Origin of the sequence: Actinotalea solisilvae (assembly GCF_016464425.1) — a bacterium.
GTDB classification, from domain to species: Bacteria; Actinomycetota; Actinomycetes; order Actinomycetales; family Cellulomonadaceae; genus Actinotalea; species Actinotalea solisilvae.
Genome location: NZ_JADDKQ010000006.1, coordinates 60,627 through 76,590, shown reverse-complemented (window position 1 = coordinate 76,590; position 15,964 = coordinate 60,627). Strand labels below are relative to the sequence as shown.

At 75.7% G+C, this 15,964-nt stretch carries 14 protein-coding genes; 11 read left to right on the top strand and 3 right to left on the bottom strand.

Annotation, left to right across the window (positions count from 1 at the left end):
* Positions 1–22 precede the first annotated feature (22 nt).
* From JIG38_RS06350 to JIG38_RS06335, 4 genes are read left to right on the top strand one after another with little or no spacing between them, the layout of a single operon-like run.
* Positions 23–1,303, top strand: coding sequence for a saccharopine dehydrogenase family protein (locus JIG38_RS06350; RefSeq protein ID WP_199422918.1), 1,281 nt, complete (start codon positions 23–25; stop codon positions 1,301–1,303).
* A 15-nt stretch (positions 1,304–1,318) separates the two neighbouring features.
* On the top strand, positions 1,319–1,819 hold the full coding sequence (locus tag JIG38_RS06345; protein ID WP_199422917.1) for a nitroreductase/quinone reductase family protein: 501 nt from the start codon (positions 1,319–1,321) through the stop codon (positions 1,817–1,819).
* Positions 1,816–2,691: an SDR family oxidoreductase gene (locus JIG38_RS06340; protein WP_307844639.1), complete on the top strand. Its 876-nt coding sequence runs from the start codon at positions 1,816–1,818 to the stop codon at positions 2,689–2,691. Before JIG38_RS06345 ends, JIG38_RS06340 begins: the two co-directional genes overlap by 4 nt.
* On the top strand, positions 2,688–3,260 hold the full coding sequence (locus JIG38_RS06335) for a TetR/AcrR family transcriptional regulator (RefSeq protein WP_307844638.1): 573 nt from the start codon (positions 2,688–2,690) through the stop codon (positions 3,258–3,260). Before JIG38_RS06340 ends, JIG38_RS06335 begins: the two co-directional genes overlap by 4 nt.
* Positions 3,261–3,279: 19 nt before the next feature.
* Here the strand turns inward: JIG38_RS06335 and JIG38_RS06330 are convergent, their stop codons facing one another.
* From JIG38_RS06330 to JIG38_RS06320, 3 genes are all read right to left on the bottom strand, one after another.
* The gene (locus tag JIG38_RS06330; RefSeq protein ID WP_199422916.1) at positions 3,280–4,878 is read right to left on the bottom strand and encodes a glycoside hydrolase family 64 protein; all 1,599 of its coding nucleotides are present in this window, start codon (positions 4,876–4,878) and stop codon (positions 3,280–3,282) included.
* Between the two features lie 382 nt (positions 4,879–5,260).
* Entirely contained in the window at positions 5,261–5,695 is a 435-nt protein-coding gene (locus JIG38_RS06325) for a DapH/DapD/GlmU-related protein (RefSeq protein WP_233404554.1), read from the bottom strand.
* A gap of 71 nt (positions 5,696–5,766) precedes the next feature.
* Positions 5,767–7,668 carry an FAD-binding monooxygenase gene (locus JIG38_RS06320; RefSeq protein WP_199422914.1) on the bottom strand — a complete coding sequence of 634 codons (1,902 nt, stop codon included), beginning with the start codon at positions 7,666–7,668 and terminating at the stop codon, positions 5,767–5,769.
* Positions 7,669–7,770: 102 nt separating this feature from the next.
* On the opposite strand from JIG38_RS06320, the gene JIG38_RS06315 reads away from it, so the two are divergent.
* From JIG38_RS06315 to JIG38_RS06285, 7 genes are all read left to right on the top strand, one after another.
* Complete coding sequence (locus tag JIG38_RS06315) at positions 7,771–9,423, top strand: thiamine pyrophosphate-binding protein (RefSeq protein ID WP_199423012.1); 1,653 nt, start codon at positions 7,771–7,773, stop codon at positions 9,421–9,423.
* Between the two features lie 73 nt (positions 9,424–9,496).
* A complete protein-coding gene (locus JIG38_RS06310) occupies positions 9,497–11,047 on the top strand; it encodes a fumarylacetoacetate hydrolase family protein (RefSeq protein ID WP_199422913.1) in 1,551 nt (516 codons plus the stop codon).
* Entirely contained in the window at positions 11,044–11,739 is a 696-nt protein-coding gene (locus JIG38_RS06305; RefSeq protein WP_199422912.1) for a GntR family transcriptional regulator, read from the top strand. Before JIG38_RS06310 ends, JIG38_RS06305 begins: the two co-directional genes overlap by 4 nt.
* Entirely contained in the window at positions 11,736–13,256 is a 1,521-nt protein-coding gene (locus JIG38_RS06300; protein ID WP_199422911.1) for an aldehyde dehydrogenase, read from the top strand. The genes JIG38_RS06305 and JIG38_RS06300 overlap by 4 nt, the downstream gene beginning before the upstream one ends.
* Positions 13,253–14,362 carry a 3,4-dihydroxyphenylacetate 2,3-dioxygenase gene (gene hpaD / locus JIG38_RS06295; RefSeq protein WP_199422910.1) on the top strand — a complete coding sequence of 370 codons (1,110 nt, stop codon included), beginning with the start codon at positions 13,253–13,255 and terminating at the stop codon, positions 14,360–14,362. The genes JIG38_RS06300 and hpaD overlap by 4 nt, the downstream gene beginning before the upstream one ends.
* Positions 14,359–15,150 carry a 2-keto-4-pentenoate hydratase gene (locus JIG38_RS06290; RefSeq protein ID WP_199422909.1) on the top strand — a complete coding sequence of 264 codons (792 nt, stop codon included), beginning with the start codon at positions 14,359–14,361 and terminating at the stop codon, positions 15,148–15,150. Before hpaD ends, JIG38_RS06290 begins: the two co-directional genes overlap by 4 nt.
* Positions 15,135–15,923, top strand: coding sequence for an HpcH/HpaI aldolase family protein (locus JIG38_RS06285; RefSeq protein ID WP_199422908.1), 789 nt, complete (start codon positions 15,135–15,137; stop codon positions 15,921–15,923). The genes JIG38_RS06290 and JIG38_RS06285 overlap by 16 nt, the downstream gene beginning before the upstream one ends.
* The last annotated feature ends 41 nt before the right edge of the window (positions 15,924–15,964 follow it).

The window sequence follows — 15,964 nt, the reverse complement described above, 5'->3', positions numbered from 1 at the left end:
ACCGCGCGGGGAGCATCGCGGCATGACTCCTGCCCCGCACGACCCTGACGTGCGCGACCACGACGTCGTCGTCCTGGGTGCCACCGGGTTCGTCGGCGCCCTCACCGCCGAGCACCTCGCGCGACACGCACCGGCGGGCACCCGGGTCGCGCTCGCGGGGCGCTCGCGCGACCGCCTCGAGCGGGTGCGCGCCGGCCTGCCCGGGCGGGCTCACGACTGGCCCCTGCTGGTCGCCGACGTCGACGACGCCGCCTCGCTCGCCGCCCTCGCCGGCTCGACGCGCGTCGTCGTGACCACGGTCGGTCCCTACCTGCGCCACGGGCTGCCCGTGGTGGCGGCCTGCGCGCGGGCCGGCACGCACTACGCCGACCTCACAGGCGAGGTGCCCTTCATCCGGGCGGCGATCGACGGGTACGACGCCGTCGCGCGTGCGAGCGGCGCGCGACTCGTGCACGCGTGCGGCTACGACTCCGTGCCGTCCGACCTCGGCGTCCTCACCCTGCACCGACGCGTCGCGGCGGACGGCGCCGGCACCCTCGAGCGCATCCTCACCGTCGCCCGCGCCCGCGGCGGGGTGAGCGGCGGCACGGTCGCGTCCGTGCGCGGGATCGTCGAGCTCGCCGCGCGCGACCCCGCGGCACGCCGGCTCCTCGCCGACCCGTACGCGCTCTCCCCCGACCGCGACGCTGAACCGGCCGCGCCCCAGCCCCCGAGCGCGACGCCCCCCGCACGGCTGTCCGACGGCGCCTGGGTCGCGCCCTTCCCCATGGCGTCGGTGAACTCGCGGGTCGTGCGGCGCTCGAACGCCCTCCTGGGCTGGGCGTACGGGCGCGGCCTGCGCTACGCCGAGGCGAGCGCCACCGGACGCGGTGCGCGCGGCGCGCTCACCGCCGTCGGGCTCGCCGCGGGGCTCGGGCTCGGGGCCGCGGCCCTCGCCCTGCCGCCGGCCCGCGCGCTGCTCGACCGGCTGCTGCCGGCGCCGGGCACCGGGCCGGACGAGCGGACCCGCGCCGAGGGCTGGTTCCGGATGGAGCTCCGCGCGACGACGTCGTCGGGGCGGCGCTACGCGGCCGTCGCCGCAGGCCCGGGCGACCCGGGGTATGCCGCGACCGCCGTCATGCTCGGCGAGGCAGCCCTGGCCCTCGCGCTCGACGGCGACCGGCTCCCGGACCGCGCCGGCTCCCTCACCCCGGCCACCGGCGTCGGCGACGTGCTCGTGGAGCGCCTCCGCGCGGCCGGCCACAGGTACGACGCCACTTCCGGTCCCGTCGGGCCCGAAGGTCCTAACGCTACGGATGCGTAGCGTTAGGATCGAGGCATGGACCCGAGCCAGCGCCCCGCCGTCGAGGCGGCCCACCCACCGAAGCGCGCCTACGTCGTCGTCAACCGCGTGATGCGGTGGCTGCTCTCGTCGCCGCGCCGCGCGTCCCGCATCGGCCGGGCGCTCCTGCTGCTCCACGTCACGGGCCGCCAGTCCGGTCGCGCGCTGACGTTCCCCGTCGCGTACCGCCGCGAGGACGACGGCCGCCTGCTCGTGCTCACGAGCTCCCGGTGGCGGCACAACCTCCGCGGCCGCCCGGACGTCGAGGTGACCCTGCTCGGCGTCCGGCGCCCGGCCCGGGCGGAGCTGGTCGAGGACCCGGACACGGTCGCGCGGGTGTACCGGGCGCTCATCGAGGCCGAGCGGCACCGCCGGGCGGGCCGCCGGATGGGGATCCGCCTCACCGTCGACCGGGTGCCGACGCTCGAGGAGCTCGCCGACGCCGCCGTGCGTGACGGCCTGGCCGTCGTCCGCCTCGACGTGACGGCAGCACCGTGACGCGCGGCCCGGTGCTCGTCACCGGCGCGAGCGGGAACGTCGGCGGCGCCGTGGTCCGGTCCCTGGCGGCGGCGGGCGTGCCCGTCCGCGCCGCCGGCACCGACCCTGAGCGCCTGCGCGCCGCGTTCGGCGACGTCGCACGCGTGCGGCTCGACCTGCACGACCCGAGCACGTTCGACGACGCGCTGTCCGGGGCGTCGGCCCTGTTCCTCGTCCGGCCGCCGGCGATCACGCGCGTCGGTCCGACGCTCAACGCACTCGTCGACGCCGCGCAGCGGCACGGCGTCGAGCACGTCGTCTTCGCCTCGGTCACGGGCGCCGACACCAACCGGGTCGTCCCCCACCACCGGGTCGAGGCACGCCTGCGCCGGCTCGACGGCTCGGGCACGTCGTGGACGATCCTGCGGCCCGGGTTCTTCGCCCAGAACCTCGCGGACGCCTACCGGGCGGACATCGTCGAGGACTCGCGCCTCTACCTGCCGGCCGGCGCCGGGCGGGCGGCCTTCGTCGACGTTCGGGACCTCGGCGACGTCGCCGCCGTCGTGCTCGCCGAGCCGGCGGCGCACCGCGGCGCGGGGTACACCCTCACGGGACCGCGCGCGGTCGGGTTCGACGAGGTCGCCGAGATCCTCACGCGGCAGCTCGGCCGGCCGGTGCGCTACGAGCCCGCGAGCGTCGTCGGCTACGCCCGTCACCTGCGCGGGCGCGGTCTCCCGGCGCCGCAGGTCCTCGTCCAGACCGTGCTGCACACGGGGCTGCGCCGGGGCCAGGCCGAGGCCGTGGACCCGACCGTCCAGCAGCTCCTCGGTCGACCGGCACGCGACCTCGTGGACTACGTCCGCGACCACCTCGACCGCTGGGCGGTCCGGTGACCGCCGGCCTGCACCCCCGCGTCGCGCGCAGCCGTGCGCGGGCGCTGACGGCGGCGCTCGAGCTCCTCGTCGAGCGCGGCATCGCCGGCACGACGATCGAGGCCGTCGCCGACCGTTCGGGGGTCGCCAAGACCACCATCTACCGACAGTGGCCCGGGCAGGCCGCGCTGGTGCAGGACGCGTTCGACAGCCTCCTCCAGCCGCCCGACGCCCCCGACACCGGGAGCGTCCGCGGCGACCTGCTGCTGCTCGTCGGCGGCCTGGCCGACGCGTTGTCCTCCTCGCCCGCCGCGCGTCTCATGCCCGCCCTGATCGACGCCGCCGAGCGCGACGCCGACTTCGCCGAGCTCCACCGGCGGCAGGCGGCCCGCCGGCACGCCCCGGTGCTGCGGGTGCTCGAACGCGCGGTGCGGCGTGGGGAGCTGGCGAAGGACGCCGACCTCGGCCTCCTGCTCGACCTGCTGAGCGGCCCCCTGTTCTACCGCCGGATGGTCTCCGGCGGGCCGCTCGACCGCGCGTACGCCGAGCGCGTGGTCGACCACGTCCTCGGGCGGGCCAGGAACCCCTGACCCGCCCGAGGAGCACGGGTCAGGCGCCGGGCACCGACCACCACTGGGCGCTGTTGTTGAAGCAGTCCCAGAGCTGGATGCGGTTGCCGTTGACCGCCTGGTTGCTCGGGTTGTCCAGGCAGCGGTTCGACGCGGGGTTGCGGTACGCGTTCCCCTGACGCACCCAGGTCTGGTTCGACTGGCCCGGGTTGCAGTCCCAGATCTGGAGCTTCGAGCCGTTGGCCGTGCCCCACTCCGCGACGTCGAGGCACTTGCCGAGCGCGCGCAGCGTGCCGTCGGAGCCGAAGGTCCACCGCTGCGCCGCCGTGCCGTTGCAGTCCCAGAGCTGGACGGCGGTGCCGTTGGCGCTGTTCCCGCCCGAGACGTCGAGGCACTTGCCGGACACGCCGGCCCGGACCGCGCCCGTCCCCGTCGCAGGGCCGGTGCCGCCGCCCGAGAAGGGCGTGAGGTCGATGCGCGCGCTGCGCGGGTCGCCGTCGTGCACGAGGGACTCGAACGCGCCGACGTCGTCGAACGCGAACGCGTACGCGCGCCCGTCGGTCATGGCCGCGTGGATGACGCGTCCGTACAGGTTGGGCGGGCTGCTCCGGTAGAACTGCGACGCGTCGAGCACGGGCTCGGTGCTGCTCGCGCCAAGGGTGCCGCGGAACAGCGCGGCGCACAGCGTGCGCGCGATCGGGCCGACCACCTGGTCGTTGGGCGCGTGCAGCGCGCCGTCACAGCCCCACACGTCCGACGACGACGGTCGCTGGAAGGCCGCGACCTCGCGCCCGGACGCGTCCGTGAACCGCATCGTCGTGCCGGACGTGCGGCCCGTGTAGCGGATCTCGGGACGGTCGCCGAAGGGCTGCACCGTGAGCGTGCGCGTCGTGTAGGCGTTCCACGCCGACGCGATGTAGCCGTCGAGGTACGTCGCGCTGAGCAGACCCGCGCTCGCCGCCTTGCCGGGCGCGAGCACGCGCAGCACCGTGCCGTCGGCGCGCGTGACGACGCTGCGGGCCCAGTCGGGGTTCGCGCGCAGCGCGTCGATGATCTGCTGACGGCCGTTCGCCACGAGCGTCCCGGTCGTGCGCGTCGCGCCCGAGGCGCCGGTGACGCTCACCGCGTGCGGCACCGCGAACATGTCGACCTGCGAGCTGTTGAGCCACAGGCCGGCGTCGTTGTAGGTGAGCTCGCTCCAGTCGAAGAGGATGTCGCGCGTCGGGTCGCCCCCGGCCCACGGCGCGGGCTGGACGAGGCCGTCGGGCGTGAGCGAGAAGGGCAGCTTCTGCCCGAACGAGAAGTAGATGCGGCCGGAGAAGCCGCGCGGGACCTGCACGGTCACGGCCCCGCCGTTCGACGGCCCCGCGATCGCGCTGTCCGGCGCGGGCGACGGCGGGTTGGACCCGGCGGGCCACGGGCGGAACGTGCCGCCCGCGTCGACCCAGCCGAGCCGCCCGGTCGCGAGGTCGGTGCCGAGCACGTGGACGAACACCTGCTCGCCCCGGCCCGACTGGTTCGCGATCGTGATGGGCAGCCGGTCCGGCCCGATCGCCGCCGCCGGTGACGCGACGGTGGCGCCCACGGCGCACAGCCCCCCGACCACCAACGCGCTGAGCCACTTCCGTAGCAGACGCATCCTCGTCCCTTCGCCAGGCGGTACCGCGCGCGGTGGGCGCACGGGGCGCGCGTCGCTGCGCGCCGGACACGGCCTGCCCGGCTGCCGGACGACGTCGTCCGGCGGGCGCGCGGGCACGACCCGCGCGGGGCGGGACCAGCCGTGTCGCCGCCATGCTGACACGTGTCAACCGCACCGGGTCAAGGCCGCCGGACCGATCTACGGGGCATCCCGTAGGTCGCGGACCGGCCGGCGCGCCACAGGCGCCCGCCTTCCCCGACGGGACGTGCGGCGCACGGGACCGACGGGACGGACGGACGCCCGGACCGGCCGCCGGCAGTCGTCACGCGTCACTCCAGCACCGTGCGCCGCACGTCCGGGACCACGCCGTCCGGCGTGCGCGTCAGGCGGCCAGGTCCCGCGAGATCCCGACCGGCACGCTCCCCCGCGGGCGCGGCGCGTGGACGCTCGCGTCGTCCGGCACGCGGCTGTCGGGCGCGACGACGGCTCCCGCCGCGATGGTCACCCGCGCGCCGACGGTGGCCCGGTCGCCGACCCGCGCGCCCGCGCCGACGACGGCGTCCCGCCCCACGTGCACCCCGGCACCGAGCTGCGCGCGCCGTCCGACGACAGCCCCGCGCTCGACCCAGCACCGGGACCCGACGCTCGCGCCGTCCAGCACGCGCGCGCCCGGGTCCACCCAGGCGTCCGCGCCGAGGCGCGCGTCCTCGGCGACCTCGGCCGCCACGGCGACGACGGCGCCGCCGTCCTGCCGCCGGTACCGCACCAGGCGGCCGGCCTCGTCCTCGAACTCCTCGATCCGCTTCATCTGCTTCATCGCTCTCATCTCCACGGACATAACGACCGGGAGACGTGGGATGTTCCGTGGGCAGGACCCGCGAGAGCGCCTCAGCCGACGCCCCGCAGGTCCAGCAGGTGCTGCCGGAAGAAGGCGGCGAGCTCGTCCGTCGCGCCGAGCGGGAAGACGCCCGCGACGTACTGGTCGGGCCGCACGACGACCACGCACCCCGCGCGGTCGACGCCGCGCGCCTCGAAGACGTCGTCCGCCGGGTCGGCCGCGAAGACCTTCCCGTAGTCCAGGAGCTCGAACGGACCGGTCAGCGGTAGGAACAGCCGGGGCACCGTCCCGAGGTCGACGTCGGCGTGCGGCTGCTGGAGCACCAGCTTGACGTCGAGGACGGCATCGAGCGCCTCGCCGTCGCGCCGGTGCGCGGTGACCGGCGAGTCCCGGGCGTCGGTCATCCACGCCGCCCAGCGCGCGAGGGCCGAGCCCTCCCCGGGCGCGCCCGCGTCGGCGAACGCGTACACGCGCCAGCGGCCGTCGGCGCGGTGCTGGTGACCCAGGTGCAGCGGGTTCGCGTCCGCGACGCGCACCACGGGGGCCGAGCGGAACCGCTTGCCGACCGGGAAGCCCGTGGCCAGCGCCTGGTGCGCGGGCCCGGCCACGATCATCGACGGCGCGTACTGCGTCATGAAGCCGAAGAGGAACTCCGTCGTGCGTACGTAGTACGCCGCGACCTCGGCCGGGTCGGCGAGCTCGCCCGGCTTCTTCGCCATGAGCGTCGACCACTCCTTGTCGAAGTCGATGAGCGCCTGCGCGACGACCTGACGCTCGGCCGAGTACGTCTCGAGCAGCGCCTCCGGGCTGCGGCCCGTGAGCACGTAGCCGAGCTTCCAGGCCAGGTTGAAGCCGTCCTGCATCGAGACGTTCATGCCCTGGCCGGCCTTGGCGCTGTGCGTGTGGCAGGCGTCGCCCGCGATGAACACGCGCGGGTGCCGGGTGCCGGCCTCCCCGACCGGGACGTCGTCGAACCGGTCCGTCAGGCGGTGGGCGACCTCGTAGACGCTGTGCCAGGCGACCTCGCGCACGTCGAGCGTGTAGGGCTGCAGGATCGCGTTCGCCCGCGCCACGATCTGGTCGATCGTCGTGGCGCGCACGGCGTGGTGGTTGTCCGGGTCCACCTCGCCGAGGTCGACGTACATCCGGAACAGGTGGCCGCCCTCGCGCGGGATGAGGAGGATGTTGCCGCCCGCGCCGGACTGGATCGCGCACTTGAGCCGGATGTCGGGAAAGTCCGTCACGGCGAGGACGTCCATGACGCCCCAGGCGTGGAACGCCTGGTCGCCGCGCATGGTGCAGCCGATCGACGCGCGCACCGCGCTCCGGGCGCCGTCGGCCCCGAGCACGTAGCGCGCGCGGACGACGCGCTCCTCGCCCGCGCGCTCCCCCGCGGTCCGGCGCAGCGTCACGGCGACCGGGCGGTCGTCGTCGTCCCGGCGCTCGAGGCCCACGAGCTCGTAGCCGTAGTCGGGCGCCATGCGGCTGGGCGAGTGCGCCATGAACTCGGCGAAGTAGTCGAGCACGCGGGCCTGGTTGACGATGAGGTGCGGGAACTCGCTGATGCCCGACGGGTCGTCGGGCGGACGCTCGCCCCGGACGATCCGCGAGGGGTCGTCCGGGTCGGGGTGCCAGAAGCACATCTCGGTGATGCGGTAGGCCTCCTCGGCGATCCGCCCCGCGAAGCCGAACGCCTGGAACGTCTCGACGCTGCGCGCCTGGATCCCGTCGGCCTGCCCGACGGCGAGCCGCCCCTCGCGGCGGTCGACGATGCGCGTCGTCAGCGTCGGGAACTGCGCCAGCTGCGCGGCCGCGATCATCCCGGCCGGCCCGGCGCCGACGATCAGGACGTCGACCTCGTCGGGGAGCTCCTCGGGACGGTCCAGGCCCACGCCTGCCGCGGGCTCGACGCGGGGGTCGCCCGAGACGTAGCCGTGGTGGTGGAACTGCATGCGACCGACTCCCCTGACGCCGCTGTCGAGGTGGACGGATCGTATATGATCACACCGCGCAGGAGCAACGACGCCCCTGCGGTCGTCCCCCGGGAGTCGCCCGTGCCCACGGTCTCCGCGCACGTCGCCGTCACGCTCGCCGACCACGTCGACCACGTGTTCGGCGTCATGGGCAACGGCAACGCCTTCTTCCTCGACGCGCTCGGGCGCCGCACGAGCGCGCGCTTCACGGCCGTCCGGCACGAGGCCGGCGCGGTCGCGGCCGCGGACACCTTCCACCGCGCCTCGGGACGCCTCGCCGCCGCGACGACGACGTACGGCGCCGGCTTCACCAACACGCTGACCGCGCTGGCCGAGGCCGTGCAGGCGCACGTGCCGCTGGTCCTCGTGGTGGGCGACGAGCCGACGTCGGGCCCGCGCCCGTGGGACGTCGACCAGATCGCCATGGCGTCCGCGGTCGGGGCGCGGACGTACACCGTCGGGCGCGCCGACGCCGCGGCCACGACCGTCATCGCCGTCGAGCACGCGCTGACCTACCGCGTGCCCACGGTGCTCGCGATCCCCTACGACGTCGCCACGCTCGACGCCGGCCCCGTGCCCGCGACCCTCGCGCCGCACCTGCCCGCGCCGCTCGCGCCGCACGGGCCGTTCGCGGCGGGCATGGTGCGGGAGGTCGCGGCGGCCCTCGCGGGCGCACGGCGCCCGCTGCTCCTCGCCGGGCGCGGCGCGTGGGTCGCGGGCGCGGGCAAGGTCCTCGGTGCGCTCGCCGACACGACCGGCGCGCTCACGGCGACGACGGCGCTCGGCCGCGGCGTGTTCGCGCGGCCCGAGGTCGACCTGGGCGTCGCGGGCGGGTTCGGCGCGCCGGGCGCGATGGCGCTGGTGCGCGAGGCCGACGTCGCCCTCGTCGTCGGGGCGTCGCTCAACCAGTTCACGATGCGGTTCGGCGAGCTCTTCGCGCCGGGCACGCGCGTCCTGCAGGTCGACGTCGCGCCCGCCGCGACCCACCCGCACGTCGGCGGGTACGTGCGCGGCGACGCCGCCGTGGTGGTGGAGGCCGTGCTCGACGAGCTCGCACGCGCGGGCGCGACGCCGAGCGCGTGGCCCGAGCAGGTCGACGTCGCGTCCGCCCGCCGGCACCACCCCGGCGACGGCGTCGCTCCCGACGGACGCCTGGACCCGCGCACCGCCGCCGCGCGCCTCGCGGAGCTGCTGCCCGAGGACCGCGTCGTCGTCTCCGACGGCGGCCACTTCCTCGGCTGGTCGAACATGTACTGGCCGGTCGCGTCGCCGGACCGCATGGTCACGGTCGGCACCGCGTTCCAGGCCATCGGCCTGGGACTGCCGAGCGTCGTGGGCGCCGCGCTCGCGCGCCCGGCCTCGACCGTCGTGCTCACGACCGGCGACGGCGGCGGCCTCATGGCGCTCGCCGACCTCGAGTCCGCCGTGCGCGTGGCGCGCGGGCGCGGGATCGCGGTCGTCTGGAACGACGGCGCGTACGGCGCCGAGCTGCACCGCTACGGCCGCCAGGGCCTCGCACGCGGGCCCATGCTCATCCCCGACGTCGACTTCGCGGGTCTCGCGGCCGCGCTGGGCGGCGAGGGCGTCGTCGTGCGCACCGTCGAGGACCTCGAGGCGCTCGCCACGTGGACCGCCCGACCCGTCGACGAGCGCCCCTTCCTCCTGCTCGACCTGCGGGTGTCGGGCGCCGTCGTCGCGCCCTTCTACGAGGAGATCGCGCGCCTCAGCGGCTGAGGCGCAGGCCGCGGCGATGCCGCACGCGCACCCATTCGTATACGATCCTGCCGACGCACGGGCGAGGGAGCTCATGACCGAGGACACGACCACCGACGGCGCGCCCACCGACGCCCGCGTCGCCGCCCTCCCCCGGCGGCCCGGCAAGGTCGTCGCCGTCCACGTCGCCTACGCGTCACGCGCCGACCAGCGCGGGCGCCGGCCCGAGCACCCGTCGTACTTCCTCAAGCCCACGAGCTCGCTCGCCGCGTCCGGCGGGACGGTCGAGCGGCCCGCGGGCACCGAGCTGCTCGCGTTCGAGGGCGAGGTCGCGCTCGTCATCGGCACGCCCGCGCGCCGCGTGCCGGTCGACCGGGCGTGGGACCACGTCGGCTGGATCACGGCCGCCAACGACCTCGGCCTGTACGACCTGCGCGCGGCCGACAAGGGCTCGAACCTGCGGTCCAAGGGCGGCGACGGGTTCACGCCCGTCGGGCCGCACCTGATCGACGCGCGGGCGGTCGACCCCGCCGCGCTCCGCGTGCGCGCCTGGGTCGACGGGGATCTGCGCCAGGAGGACACCACGGCCGGCCTGCTCTTCCCGCTCGCGCGGATCGTCGCCGACCTGTCCCAGCACCTCACGCTCGAGCCCGGCGACGTGATCCTCACCGGCACGCCGGCGGGCTCGTCCGTGGTCGTGCCCGGCCAGGTCGTCGAGGTCGAGGTCGACGCCCCGGGCGCTCCCGGCGCGCCCAGCAGCGGCCGGCTCGTCACCACCGTCACCCAGGGCGAGCACGCGTTCGACGCGGACCTCGGCGCGCTCCCGGCCGTCGACGACGTCCAGCGCGCGGACGCGTGGGGCTCGCGCGCGGCGGCGGGGCTCGACCCCGGGCCCGGGGCCGTGCCCGACCCGGAGCCCGACGACGGGCTCCGGCCCGAGCCGTTCCGCCTCACCCCCGCGCTGCGCGACAAGCTGCGCCGCGCTCCGGTCGCCGCGCTCAGCGCGCAGCTGCGCCGCCGCGGCCTCGACGACGTCACGGTCGACGGCGTCCACGCGATGCACCCGGGCACCACGCTCGTCGGCACGGCGCGCACGCTGCGCCTCGTGCCCTACCGCGCCGACCTCTTCGCGAGCCACGGCGGCGGGTACAACGCCCAGAAGCGCGCGTTCGACACGCTCGGCGAGGGCGAGGTCCTCGTCGTCGAGGCGCGCGGCGAGACGGGCGCGGCGACGCTCGGGGACGTGCTCGCGCTGCGCGCCCGCGCGCGCGGCGCGGCCGGCATCGTCACGGACGGGTGCGTGCGGGACCACGACGCGGTCGCCGCCGTCGGCCTGCCCGTGTACTCGCGCGGCGCGCACCCCGCCGTCGTCGGGCGCCGGCACGTGCCGTGGGAGACCGACGTGACGATCGCGTGCGGCGGGACGACCGTGCAGCCGGGCGACGTCGTCGTCGGGGACGCCGACGGCGTCGTCGTCATCCCGCCCGGCCTGGCCGAGGAGGTCGCCGACGCGGCGCTCGCGCAGGAGGCCGAGGACGCCTGGGTGGCCGAGCGGGTCGCCGCGGGGCACCCGGTCGAGGGGCTGTTCCCGATGGACGCGACGTGGCGCGCGCGGTACGACGCGTGGCGGGCGGGTCGCGCATGACGCACGCCGACCCCGCCACCAGCACCCCGACGGCCGAGCCGCGCAGCAAGTCCCAGCTCGCCCATGACTGGCTCCAGGAGCGCATCACGCGCCGCGAGTACGCGCCGGGCTACCGCCTGGTGCTCGCGACCATCGCGGACGAGCTCGGCATGAGCGTCGTGCCCGTCCGCGAGGCGATCCGGCGCCTCGAGGCGCAGGGCCTCGTGACGTTCGAGCGCAACGTCGGCGCGCACGTCGCGATGATCGACGACTCGCAGTACCGGCACAGCATGGAGACGCTCGCCGTCCTCGAGGGAGCGGCGACCGCCCTGGCCGCCCCGCACCTCACGACGGCCGACCTCGCCCGCGCGCGAGAGATCAACGCGCGCCTCGTCGCGAGCCTCGACGACTTCGACCCCCACACCTTCACGCGCCTCAACCAGGAGTTCCACGCGGTCCTGTTCGCGCCCTGCCCCAACCCGCGCGTGCTCGAGCTCGTCACCGCCGAGTGGACGCGGCTCGGCCGGCTGCGGGACTCGACGTTCGCGTTCGTCCCCGGCCGCGCGCAGGAGTCGGTGCGCGAGCACGAGGGCATCGTCGCGCTCCTCGAGGCCGGCGCACCCCTCGCCGAGGTCGAGCGCGCCGCGCGCGACCACCGCTCCGCGACCCTCACCGCCTACCTCGAGCACGAGCACCCGGGAGCCCACCCATGACCCCGCCCCTGACCGACGCACGGCCGCACGTGCCCGCCGACCTGCCCGACCACCTGCGCCACCACATCGGCGGCGAGGACGTCGACTCCCTCGACGGCTCGACCTTCGAGGTGCTCGACCCGACCACGGACCAGCCCTACCTGCGCACCGCCGCCGGGAAGGCGGCCGACGTCGACCGTGCCGTGGCCGCGGCGCGGCGCGCCTTCGACGAGGGGCCCTGGTCGCGCATGCTCGCGCGCGAGCGCTCGCGCGTGCTGCACCGCGTGGCCGACCTCGTCGAGTCGCGCGACGCTCGACTGGCCGAGCTCGAGAGCTTCGACTCGGGCCTGCCGATCACGCAGGCGCTCGGCCAGGCGCGCCGGGCCGCGGAGAACTTCCGCTTCTTCGCCGACCTCGTCGTCGCGCAGTCCGACGACGCCTTCAAGGTGCCTGGGCGTCAGCTCAACTACGTCAACCGCAAGCCCATCGGCGTCGCCGGGCTCATCACGCCGTGGAACACGCCGTTCATGCTCGAGTCCTGGAAGCTCGGGCCCGCGCTCGCGACGGGCAACACGGTCGTGCTCAAGCCGGCCGAGTTCACGCCCCTGTCGGCGTCGCTGTGGGCGGGCATCTTCGCCGAGGCGGGCCTGCCGCAGGGCGTGTTCAACCTGGTGCACGGCCTCGGCGAGGAGGCGGGCGACGCGCTCGTGCGGCACCCGGGCGTGCCGCTGATCTCCTTCACGGGCGAGAGCAGCACGGGGCAGGTGATCTTCGCCAACGCCGCGCCGCACCTCAAGGGCCTCTCGATGGAGCTCGGCGGCAAGTCCCCCGCCGTCGTCTTCGCCGACGCCGATCTCGCCGCCGCCGTCGACGCGACGATCTTCGGGGTGTTCTCGCTCAACGGCGAGCGCTGCACCGCGGGCAGCCGCATCCTCGTCGAGCGCTCGGTCTACGACGAGTTCGTCGAGCGCTTCGCCGCCCAGGCCGCACGCGTCGTCGTCGGGCCGCCGCACGAGAGGGCGACCGAGGTCGGCGCGCTCGTGCACCCGGAGCACTACGCCAAGGTCATGCGCTACATCGAGATCGGCCGGTCGGAGGCGCGGCTCGTCGCCGGCGGCGGGCGGCCCGACGGCCTGCCGACCGGCAGCTACGTCTCGCCCACCGTGTTCGTCGACGTGCCCCCGGACGCGCGGATCTTCCAGGAGGAGATCTTCGGGCCGGTCGTGGCCATCACGCCGTTCGACACCGACGAGGAGGCGCTCGCCCTGGCCAACGGCGTGCGGTACGGGCTCGCGGCCTACGTGTGGACCAACGACCTGCGGCGCGCGCACACGTTCTCCCAGGCCGTCGAGGCGGGCATGGTGTGGCTCAACAGCAACAACGTCCGCGACCTGCGCACGCCGTTCGGGGGCGTCAAGGCGTCGGGCCTCGGCCAAGAGGGCGGGTACCGCTCGATCGACTTCTACACGCACCAGCAGGCCGTCCACGTGACGCTCGCGCCCGGCCACCAGCCCACGTTCGGGAAGGGCGCGCGGTGAGCGCCGTCGTGCCGGGGCGCGTCCCGACGCCGTCGTCGCCGCCGCCCGACGTCGTCCGGTGCGCGTCCTTCGAGCTGGTCGTGACGGACCTCGCGGCGTCGCGGGCGTTCTACGTCGACGTGCTCGGGCTCGTGGTGACCGAGGAGGACGCCGAGACCATCCACCTGCGCACGCTCGAGGAGTTCATCCACCACAACCTCGTGCTGCGCCAGGGCCCGGTGGCCGCGCTCGCCGCGCTGTCCTACCGCGTGCGCTCGCCCGAGGACCTCGACCGCGCGGTCGCGTTCTACGCCGAGCTCGGGTGCCGCGTCGAGCGTCGCGCCGAGGGGTTCGCACGCGGCGTCGGTGACTCGGTGCGCGTGGAGGACCCGCTCGGCTTTCCGATCGAGCTCTTCCACGACGTCGAGCACGTCGAGCGCCTCGCGTGGCGCTACGACCTGCACCCGCCCGGCGCGCTCGTGCGGCTCGACCACTTCAACCAGGTCACGCCCGACGTGCCGCGCGCGGTCGCGTTCATGGAGGACCTGGGGTTCCGCGTCACGGAGGACATCCAGGACGCCGAGGGCACCCAGTACGCCGCGTGGATGCGCCGCAAGCCCACGGTGCACGACGCCGCGATGACGGGCGGCGACGGGCCGCGGTTCCACCACGCCGCGTTCGCGACGCACGAGAAGCACCAGATCGTCGCGATCTGCGACCGGCTCGGCGCGCTGCGGCTCTCGGACCGGATCGAGCGCGGCCCGGGCCGGCACGGCATCTCCAACGCGTTCTACCTCTACCTGCGCGACCCCGACGGGCACCGCGTCGAGATCTACACGCAGGACTACTGGACCGGCGACCCCGACAACCCCGTGGTCACCTGGGACGTCCACGACAACCAGCGTCGCGACTGGTGGGGCAACCCCGTCGTGCCGTCCTGGTACACCGAGGCGTCGCTCGTGCTCGACCTCGACGGGAACCCGCAGCCCGTCGTCGCGCGCACCGACCGCAGCGAGATGGGCGTGACCATCGGCGCCGACGGGTTCTCCTACACCCGGCCCGACGACGCCCCCGACGCGCTCCCGTCGTGGAAGCAGGGCGAGTACAAGCTCGGCCACCAGCTGTGAGCGGCACCCTCGCGCCCGACGAGGTCGCGGCGATCGCCGACGAGCTCGCGGCCGCCGAGCGCGCCCGGACGACGGTCCCGCTGCTCACCGCGCGGCACCCGGGCATGACCGTCGACGACGCCTACGCGGTCCAGGCCGAGTGGCGGCGCCGGGCGGTCGCGGCCGGGCGCCGGCCGGTGGGCCGCAAGATCGGGCTGACGTCGAAGGTCATGCAGGCGGCCACGGGCATCGACGAGCCCGACTACGGCGCGATCTTCGAGGACATGGTGATGCCGAGCGGCGCGGACGTGGAGCACGCACGGTTCTCGAACGTGCGCGTCGAGGTCGAGCTCGCGTTCCGCCTGGCCGCGCCCGTCGAGGCGGGCGCGACCGTGGACGACGTCGTGCGCGCGACGGAGTACGTGGTGCCCGCGCTCGAGATCCTGTCCTCGCGCATCGCGCTCGAGGGCCGCACGATCGTCGACACCATCAGCGACAACGCCGCGATGGGCGGCATGGTCGTCGGGGACACGCGCGTCGCGCCCGACGACGTCGACCTGCCGTGGGTCGCGGCGGTGCTGTACCGGGGCGAGGAGATCGAGGAGTCCGGCGTCGCGGCTGCGGTGCTCGGGCACCCGGCGCTCGGCGTCGCGTGGCTCGCGACCAAGCTCGCGCAGCACGGCGAGCGGCTCGAGGCGGGCGAGCTCGTCCTGGCCGGCTCCTTCACGCGCCCGGTGTGGGTGCACGCGGGCGACGTCGTCCGCGCCGACTTCCGCGACCTGGGGACGGTGTCATGCCGCTTCGTCTGAGCCCGACCCTCCGCCACGCGCTCGCCGCGGCCGAGGGGCGCCCGCTCGCCGGGATGTGGGTGTGCTCGGGCAGCCCGGTGGTCGCGGAGATCTGCGCCGGGTCGGGGCTGGACTGGCTGCTGATCGACATGGAGCACGCACCGAACGGGCTCGCGTCCGTGCTCGCGCAGCTCCAGGCAGTCGCGGCGTACCCGGTGACGCCCGTGGTGCGCGTCCCGGCAAACGATCCGGTGACGATCAAGCAGGTGCTCGACCTGGGCGCACAGACGGTGCTGGTCCCGATGGTCGCGTCGGCCGACGAGGCGCGCGCCGCGGTCGAGGCCGTCCGCTACCCGCCGCGCGGGCGGCGCGGCGTCGGCTCGGCGCTCTCGCGCTCGGCGCGTTGGAACCGGGTCGAGGGGTACCTGTCGGACGCCGACGAGCACGTGGCCCTGCTCGTCCAGGTGGAGACGGCCGCGGGCGTCGAGGCCGCCGCCGAGATCGCCGCGGCCGACGGGGTCGACGGCGTGTTCGTCGGCCCGTCCGACCTCGCCGCGTCGCTCGGCCGGCTCGGCGAGCAGCGCCACCCCGACGTCGTCGCGGCGGTCCTGCGGACCTTCGAGGCCGTCCGCGCGGCAGGGAAGCCGGTGGGCGTCAACGCGTTCGACCCCGCCGCCGCGCGCGAGTACGTCGCCGCCGGCGCGTCCTTCGTCCTCGTGGGCGCCGACGTCACGCTCCTCGCCCAGGGCTCGGAAGGCCTGGTGAGCACGCTGTCACCAGGCGCGGGCGGTTGAGGCCTCGCACGGCAGCGCGTGCCAGTCGATGCCGTCAGAGC

Bases quoted from the DNA above. Each gene is read 5' to 3' on its own strand.
- JIG38_RS06350 (WP_199422918.1), top strand. From the start codon at position 23: ATGACTCCTGCCCCGCACGACCCTGACGTGCGCGACCACGACGTCGTC.
- JIG38_RS06345 (WP_199422917.1), top strand. From the start codon at position 1,319: ATGGACCCGAGCCAGCGCCCCGCCGTCGAGGCGGCCCACCCACCGAAG.
- JIG38_RS06330 (WP_199422916.1), bottom strand. From the start codon at position 4,878: ATGCGTCTGCTACGGAAGTGGCTCAGCGCGTTGGTGGTCGGGGGGCTG.
- JIG38_RS06325 (WP_233404554.1), bottom strand. From the start codon at position 5,695: ATGAAGCAGATGAAGCGGATCGAGGAGTTCGAGGACGAGGCCGGCCGC.
- JIG38_RS06320 (WP_199422914.1), bottom strand. From the start codon at position 7,668: ATGCAGTTCCACCACCACGGCTACGTCTCGGGCGACCCCCGCGTCGAG.
- JIG38_RS06310 (WP_199422913.1), top strand. From the start codon at position 9,497: ATGACCGAGGACACGACCACCGACGGCGCGCCCACCGACGCCCGCGTC.
- JIG38_RS06305 (WP_199422912.1), top strand. From the start codon at position 11,044: ATGACGCACGCCGACCCCGCCACCAGCACCCCGACGGCCGAGCCGCGC.
- JIG38_RS06300 (WP_199422911.1), top strand. From the start codon at position 11,736: ATGACCCCGCCCCTGACCGACGCACGGCCGCACGTGCCCGCCGACCTG.
- JIG38_RS06285 (WP_199422908.1), top strand. From the start codon at position 15,135: ATGCCGCTTCGTCTGAGCCCGACCCTCCGCCACGCGCTCGCCGCGGCC.